At 38.2% G+C, this 7,402-nt stretch carries 7 protein-coding genes and 1 pseudogene; 2 read left to right on the top strand and 6 right to left on the bottom strand.

Annotation, left to right across the window (positions count from 1 at the left end; translation table 11 throughout):
- Positions 1–189 (top strand): hypothetical protein (locus MBEAL2_RS32905; RefSeq protein WP_236692854.1); only part of this gene is annotated, 189 nt, incomplete at its 5' end.
- A gap of 115 nt (positions 190–304) precedes the next feature.
- Here the strand turns inward: MBEAL2_RS32905 and MBEAL2_RS14470 are convergent.
- Together MBEAL2_RS14470 and MBEAL2_RS14465 are read right to left on the bottom strand one after the other, a co-directional pair.
- Positions 305–1,108: a methyltransferase domain-containing protein gene (locus MBEAL2_RS14470; protein ID WP_047152992.1), complete on the bottom strand. Its 804-nt coding sequence runs from the start codon at positions 1,106–1,108 to the stop codon at positions 305–307.
- A 154-nt stretch (positions 1,109–1,262) separates the two neighbouring features.
- Positions 1,263–2,029: pseudogene (locus MBEAL2_RS14465) on the bottom strand (IS3 family transposase).
- Between the two features lie 256 nt (positions 2,030–2,285).
- On the opposite strand from MBEAL2_RS14465, the gene MBEAL2_RS14455 reads away from it, so the two are divergent.
- Positions 2,286–3,665, top strand: coding sequence for a sigma-54 interaction domain-containing protein (locus tag MBEAL2_RS14455; protein ID WP_047152990.1), 1,380 nt, complete (start codon positions 2,286–2,288; stop codon positions 3,663–3,665).
- Between the two features lie 23 nt (positions 3,666–3,688).
- Here MBEAL2_RS14455 and MBEAL2_RS14450 read toward each other — a convergent pair whose 3' ends face one another.
- The 4 genes from MBEAL2_RS14450 to MBEAL2_RS14435 all read right to left on the bottom strand — a co-directional run bounded on the left by MBEAL2_RS14450 (position 3,689) and on the right by MBEAL2_RS14435 (position 7,389).
- Complete coding sequence (locus tag MBEAL2_RS14450) at positions 3,689–5,137, bottom strand: NAD-dependent succinate-semialdehyde dehydrogenase (RefSeq protein WP_047152989.1); 1,449 nt, start codon at positions 5,135–5,137, stop codon at positions 3,689–3,691.
- A 266-nt stretch (positions 5,138–5,403) separates the two neighbouring features.
- Positions 5,404–5,766, bottom strand: a complete 363-nt coding sequence (locus MBEAL2_RS32900) for a GDSL-type esterase/lipase family protein (protein ID WP_052947727.1) — start codon at positions 5,764–5,766, stop codon at positions 5,404–5,406.
- A gap of 14 nt (positions 5,767–5,780) precedes the next feature.
- The gene (locus MBEAL2_RS14440) at positions 5,781–6,443 is read right to left on the bottom strand and encodes an ABC transporter permease (RefSeq protein WP_047152988.1); all 663 of its coding nucleotides are present in this window, start codon (positions 6,441–6,443) and stop codon (positions 5,781–5,783) included.
- Positions 6,444–6,471: 28 nt separating this feature from the next.
- Entirely contained in the window at positions 6,472–7,389 is a 918-nt protein-coding gene (locus MBEAL2_RS14435) for an osmoprotectant ABC transporter substrate-binding protein (RefSeq protein WP_047152987.1), read from the bottom strand.
- Positions 7,390–7,402 lie beyond the last annotated feature (13 nt).

The raw sequence follows: 7,402 nt of genomic DNA, 5'->3' as shown, positions 1-7,402 counted from the left end.
TCTGTAAAAAATATTGTATTAATTCGCCTTAGAGATAATATAAAGCCTCTTTGTGAACTCAATATGAACGGAGATAAAAAATTCCTCAGTCCAAAAATAATCAACCATCTTATTTACACAGACCAAGTTATCAAACATAAAAAAACAGCTAACCTGAATAAAAATCAGAATAGCTGCTTTGTAGTTTAAATATAGTCAAAAGAACATATTAAAACCTACATTTTATTGAACTATCGATTCCCGTTAGCGTAACAAAAGGCTGCAGCGGCAGCACCATCATTGTTGTATAGAGTCCATTATTGAGCTATCTCACACCCTCAACTGCTAACATATACATTGTTAAAGATTGGGCTTCTTGAATCATCCATTCCCTATATTCGTTTTCCGCTGTCATATATTCTTTTTCAGTAATATATCCATCTCTTTCCATCTGGACCCCTCTGCTTGAAGCGGTATCCGCCCATATTCCAATTCGTGTTTGAAAATCTGGATCTGTTTGCTTAGTTATCTCATGTTGGGGGGTTATAGTAATTTCTTCAATTTCACTTTTTCGAAACATTTCAGGAAGGTAATCAGCAATCGCATTATTAATACCCGCATCGGAACGCCATTTCAAATAAGCAGCATAGAAAGAAAGCATACTTGAGGGAGGCTTAGGTTCCCATGATATCTTCTCATGATTATAATCAACAACCAAAATACGCCCACCCATTTTAGCGGCAGATATCATCATTTTCAATGCCTTTAGCGGATCAGACAGCCATATTAAAACACGAGCGGAGGTAACAATATCAAATTCTTTGTCATAGGTAAGATTATAGATGTCGCCTATTTCAAAAGTTAATCCCGGAGTTTCGCCATGAGTTTGACGGGCTTTTTCGATTAGACTTGGATTACTATCAATTCCTACAACCCGCCCATTTGGACCCACTGCTTCAGCTATTCCACGTGTAATTGCTCCTGTACCACAACCAATATCAAGAACCGTCATATCTTTAGTGAGTATCTCCGCAAGCCTTTTATGAGAGTTTGCTAAGGATCGAGAATCTAATACATTTGTTAACTTTCCTGATAATTTAGCCCGATTTCCGGCAGTATTTGTGTCCATATAATCTCCCCCACTACTCATTTAAAATCCCCTTGATTTTCTAATACCATCATATGTAAAGTGGATTTATAATTCAAATATATATATTTTATCTCCTTTATAGTTTTTATCTATTGGATTTGGGTCAATATCTTGGACACGAAAAAGTTAAGTTTTAAGCTGATTGTTTGATTTGATTTTCTATCATCTGTGGAGTCTTGTACCCTAAGCTGCTGTGGATCCTTTTTCGGTTGTACCAGCTCTCAATAAATTGAAACAGAGCTAGTTTGGCGGAAGCGTAGTCTGCGTACTGGACATGATTCACTTCTTCTTTCTTTAAAATGGCATGAAAAGACTCAATACAGGCATTGTCATAAGGGCAGCCCTTTTGGCTAAAAGACTGTACCATCCCAAGCGATTGAACGAAGTTCATAAATTCACTACTGGTGTATTGTGAACCTAGATCGGAGTGAAGAACCAAGCCCTTAGCGGGCTTCTGTGTTTCATAGGCGTTTTCTACTGCCTTAATCACCAAATCTGTGGTCATGGAACGAGAAAAAGAATGCCCCACAATTTTCTTGGAATGCAGGTCTAAAACGGAGGCTAAATAGCACCAGCCATCCTTTAATGTATGAATGTACGTAATATCGGTCACCCATTTCTCATTGATGGTCCGAGTGGTATGGCCATAGCCTTTTTTAAGATTTCAAGTTCCTGCTTTAACCGGAGGTTTTCCTTTTGGATGGCAGCCACTTCCTTTGGAGTGAGCGAGTCTTCCCCTTCACCTACAGGAGTGAACTCTTTTATCCATTTATAAATCGTTACTTCAGACACGCCGTATTCGCTGCTTAATTCCTTCGCCGAGCTACCAGCATGATAAAGATCCACAATCGTTTTCTTAAAGTCGTCATTATATTTTTTACCTGGGTTCTTCCGTTTCAAGTTGGACACATCCTCTCAAGTAGTATTCTAAGGACTTAACTAAGACGTGTCCATGAAACTATACTAACTCCACTGCTTTTTCAAATTGTAAAATTACAATACTCATACGAATTTAAATCACTTTTATTCCAAATAAAAAAACAAATTTTTCTTTATTTTCAGATTTAATTTGAGTTATAATTAACTCATGATAGTCGTATTCAATTCAATTTTAATAATTAGAAGTGCAGTACAAAAAATACTGGGATGTGGGTGAATGGATAACGCTATAGATGTGAACAAAACAGAAATAACTACAGAAACTCTAATGAAAATATTAGATCATTCATCGGATGAAATTTTTGTTCTTGATAAGGATGCTCGTATTATATACGTAAATAGACTCTCTGAAAGACATTATGGTCTAAAACCAAGTCAGCTTATCGGAAAATCAAATGAAGATTTTGTTTCAAAGGGGTACTGGGGCCCATCCATTATCCCCATCGTCCTAAAGGAAAAAAAACCTGTTACAATTAAACAAACTACTTACATTGGCGGCGAATTGATTACAACAGCAATCCCTATTTTAAACAATGAAGATGAAATTGAACTAATTGTGACAACTTCTCGCGAAGAAAATTTTAAAACCCTCTATAAACCTATTGAAGAGGCAATGGGTGAATCAAAAGAGACTCACCTCATAAAAGAAAGTATCATTACAAACAATGAAAAGATGAAAAAATTAATTAAATTCTGTGATAGAGTAGCTCAAGTTGATACCACTATCTTGATAGAAGGTGAGTCCGGAACAGGGAAAAGCATATTAGCTAGTTACCTCCACAAAATGAGTCTGAGAAAAAACAATCCCTTCCTGGCAATTAATTGTGCTGCAATTCCAGAAGAGCTGTTGGAATCTGAATTATTCGGGTACTCTGAGGGAGCCTTTACGGGAGCAAATCGTGGTGGAAAAAAAGGGTTGCTAGAAGCGGCTAACCACGGGACTATTTTCTTGGATGAAATTGGAGAAATCTCTCTTAAAATCCAAGCAAAGCTTTTGCAGGTAATTCAAGAGAGGCAATTCCTCCCAGTAGGAGGCAGAGAAATAAAAACGGTGGATATCCGGATTATTGCTGCTACAAATCAAGATCTATATCAGATGGTACAAAAAAAACAGTTCAGGGAAGACCTGTATTATCGGCTCCATGTCATTGATTTGAAAATGCTGCCATTACGGGAGCGAAAAGAAGACGTCATTCCCTTAACTTATTACTTTCTCAATAAATTTAATCAAAAATACCAAACTAGTCCCATCATCACTCAAGAAGCGTTAGATATTCTCGCAGGTTATCATTGGCCCGGTAATGTCCGTCAATTGGAAAATATGATTGAACGTTTGGTTGTTACAAATGATGGCATGATTCAATCATCTGATTTGCCAGAACTTATTTTGCAAAACACTAAACCAAAATCCCATCATCGTTATTCCTCCGCACTTGATTTAGCATTGGAAGAATTTCAGAAAGACATCGTAATGAACTCTTACAATAAATTTAAAAGCTCGCGTAAAGTGGCTACCGATTTAAATATAAGCCAGACAAAAGCATCTAAATTAATCCGGAAATATTGCCAAAATTCAAATCTGGAGTTTACTGAATAAAGGAGGGGAAATCCCCTCCTTTATTAGACTTCCATTGAAACATATTTAGTTTCCAGATAAGGTTCGATTCCTTCGCTTCCCCCTTCTCGGGCAATTCCGCTTTCTTTTATTCCTCCGAACGGTGCTTGGGCTGTTGATGGTAAAGCATCATTCCATCCCACTATGCCATATTCTAACGCCTCCATAACTTTTGTCCCGCGAGTGACACTTTCTGTATAAAAATATGCAGTAAGACCATACGGGGTATCGTTGGCATACTGAATCGCTTCTTCATCCTGTTTAAACTTTTGAATCGGAGCTACAGGACCAAATGTTTCTTCGTTCATGATAAGCATATCTGGTGTTACATTCATTAGAACGGTGGGCTGATAGAAACAAGCATGTTCATTGACGATGTTACCCTTTCCACCGACCGCTACTTTTGCTCCTTTATTGAGTGCATCTTGAACATGACGATTGATTTTATCGTATCCATACTTATTAATAATTGGACCGACTTGAACGTCTTCGTCAAATCCATTTCCCACTTTCAATTGACCTACAGCATGTACAAAGGCATTGACAAATTGAGCATAAATCTTTTCATGGACATAAATTCGGTTAGCACAAATACAGGTTTGCCCTGCATTTCGAAATTTGGATGAAATGGCTCCGCGTACTGCCTTCTCAATATCAGCGTCCTCGAAAACAAGTAAGGGAGCGTGCCCGCCAAGTTCCAGGGATATTTTTTTAATCTGATCTGCACTTTGTCGAATCAAGTGTTTGCCTACAGCGCTCGATCCTGTAAATGTGATTTTGCGAACTTTAGGATTTTTCATAAAGGTATTTCCAATTTCGGCCGGATTTCCAGTTACAAGGTTAACGACACCATTTGGTATACCTACTTGTTCACAATATTCCATCAGTTTAATTGCTGTTAAAGGGGTTTGCTCTGCAGGTTTGACAATAAATGTGCACCCTGCCGCTAGAGCGGGTCCCATTTTTCTAGTAATCATTGCTGCGGGAAAATTCCAGGGGGTGATGGCCGCCACTACTCCTACAGGTTGTTTCAAAATAGTAATTCTTTGTGAAGCATCTCTACCAGGTACTGTTCGTCCATATACTCGTTTTGCTTCTTCCGCGTTCCATTCTAGAAAGGAAGCAGCATATTCAACTTCTCCCCTCGATTCTCGAATTGGTTTTCCCATCTCTAAAGTCATGATTCGGGCTAATTCCTCTTTGTTTTCGATCATAATATCCGCTACTTTTTTAAGATATCGGGACCGCTCCTGTGCTGGAAGTTGTGACCAACTGGAGAAAGCAGAATACGCAGCTTCAATGGCCATATCCGTTTCATGCGGCCCCATTTTGGGTACAGATCCAATAGTCTCTCCATTGAAAGGATTGATAATATCCATCCTTTCCCTTTCATTTCCTATCCATTCTCCATTTATATAATTTAATTTCGATAGAACCGTATCGATTTTTGCCATTACCGAACCTCCTTATTTAGAATACAAGTTTTACTATTTACTCGAAAACAAAAGGATTTGTTCAAAAGCTAATTGAGCAATAGCTTGATGACCTCTTTTATTCGGGTGTACGCCGTCCCCATCCTGGAAATAGTCTTTAATTACATTTTGTCTATCGTCTAAAAATAATTGATTAAAATTTAGTGACAACAAGTTATTCTCTTTTACAAGATCCATTAAAGACCGAATGTATTGTTGTTTTTGATTGAGGTAATTTGTATACCCAGCTACGGGTTCCCAGACACTTTCCTGATTGATACCTTGAAAAAAATGGGTGTCGGTATTCCGATTACAGGAATGATACCGTGATAAATCGCTTGCTTAAACATCGAATATATATTAGAGAGAATTAAATGGATCGGAAGATTCCACCATAAATCGTTTACTCCTCCCATAATCACTACATGGGTAGGCTTGCAAAGGATAACATCATAATAAAACCGTCCTAACATCCCTGTAGTGGTATCCCCGGAAATGCCCCGGTTCACAATGACAACGGTTAATTTTTTTTGAAGGAGAAAGGGCCAGGCCTCCTCTTTCCTTACTCCTATCCCCTCCGTTAGACTATCTCCTATGCATACAATTTTCACGCTTCCCCTCCATTTTAACTGCTTTTCAGTCTTTTTTTGTGACGATTAAAACCGGCCCTTTTTTCTATCATTTTTAGAATAAAATCCACGCATACTGCTAGTAATGCGGCCGGTATGGAACCCGCTAGAACTTTGGCATCATCTGTTGTCGCAATCCCCCGATAAATCATTTCACCTAAACCTCCAGCCCCTACAAAAGTAGCAATTGTAGTCACACCGATCGCAATGATGGTTGCGATCCGGAATCCGGCCATCATAACAGGAAAGGCTAGTGGAATTTTCACTTTAAATAACAACTGGGTGTAAGTCATTCCCATGCCTGTTCCTGCCTCAATCAGATTGCGGTCTACGTTGCTCAGTCCAGCGTACGTATTCTGAATGATGGGCAATAAAGAATAAAAAACGAGAGCCACGATTGCTGTGGTATACCCCAATCCGAAGAAAATCATGATGATTAAAAGTAAAGCAATAGAAGGAATCGTCTGGATCATACCGATAATATTTTGGATTAAATCCGCTAAGTTTCGATACTTTGTCATGAAAATAGCAATCGGAACCCCTAAAAGTATTGCTAACAGAACACCACTAAAACTCATATAGATATGTTCTAAGGTGAGTTTTAGAATTTTATCTCCATCCTTCATGATTATCCCGAATGCTTCGTTCAATGTATTCATTTTTCCCTCTCCTTCATAGTTGGAGAAATTATTTTTTCAAAAGCCCTTTTTCCTTTAAGAAGCTCTTCGCGATTTCTTCAGGATCTTTTTTCTCCACATCTGCTTGATAGTTCAATGCAGTCATAGTAGCAGTGTCTATTTTCCCGGCGACTTTGTTGATGACGTCTTTGAGTTCAGGATGTGACTTTAACATATCATTTCGTACTACGGGCGATGCTTGATAAGGTGGGAAGAAATGTTTTTCATCTTCTAGTGTTTTTAACTTATATTCCTTTAGCCGCGCATCTGTTGAATAAGCTAAAACAATATCAACATCCTTATTACTAACTGCCTTATAAACAAGTCCGATATCCATCGGTGATTTCTGTCCGAATTCAATGCCGTAGTTCTTTGAAAAGGAAGGATAACCATCTAAAGTTCGTTCAAGCCAACCATTATCAGTTCCTAATTTCATATCTTTGGCGTAAGGTTTCACATCCGATATCTTTTCTAGCTTTAATTTATCTGCGACATCCTGTCGAACCGTAAACACATACGTATTCTCAAACCCATAGGAAGGAAACCATGTTTGGTCATATTTTTCCTGCATTCCCTTTTGTACGGTTTTTAATGCTTCTTCTGGGTTTTTAGGAGGCTCTTTGATTTGCAAACTGCTGGTTAAATCTGTTCCTACGTATCTAACTGCTGAAATTTGAATATCATTATTATTCATGGCTTTAAAAACCACAGGAGTAGAACTTAAACCAGATACGATTTCAGGTTTCAACTTGGTGTTTTCCTCAATTAATAATTTCAACATATTGGCTATAATCAATTGTTCTGAAGTGGATTGTGAACCAATTTTAATCGTAGTACTCGACGCACTTGTGGATTCACTCTGAGAACAACCTACAAGCATACTCAATACCAGCAACAATGTAGTAACAGCCCCGACGATTTTCTTCATAAAAATCCCCCTT

It is taken from the genome of Aneurinibacillus tyrosinisolvens (assembly GCF_001015055.1).
Classification (GTDB): domain Bacteria; phylum Bacillota; class Bacilli; order Aneurinibacillales; family Aneurinibacillaceae; genus Aneurinibacillus_A; species Aneurinibacillus_A tyrosinisolvens.
Note: the sequence above shows the minus strand (reverse complement) of the source record. Positions and strands in the feature narration are given on the sequence as shown.

Coding starts and splice junctions, on each gene's coding strand:
- MBEAL2_RS14470 (WP_047152992.1), bottom strand. CDS start 1,108: ATGGACACAAATACTGCCGGAAATCGGGCTAAATTATCAGGAAAGTTA.
- MBEAL2_RS14455 (WP_047152990.1), top strand. CDS start 2,286: ATGGATAACGCTATAGATGTGAACAAAACAGAAATAACTACAGAAACT.
- MBEAL2_RS14435 (WP_047152987.1), bottom strand. CDS start 7,389: ATGAAGAAAATCGTCGGGGCTGTTACTACATTGTTGCTGGTATTGAGT.
- MBEAL2_RS14450 (WP_047152989.1), bottom strand. CDS start 5,137: ATGGCAAAAATCGATACGGTTCTATCGAAATTAAATTATATAAATGGA.
- MBEAL2_RS14440 (WP_047152988.1), bottom strand. CDS start 6,443: ATGAATACATTGAACGAAGCATTCGGGATAATCATGAAGGATGGAGAT.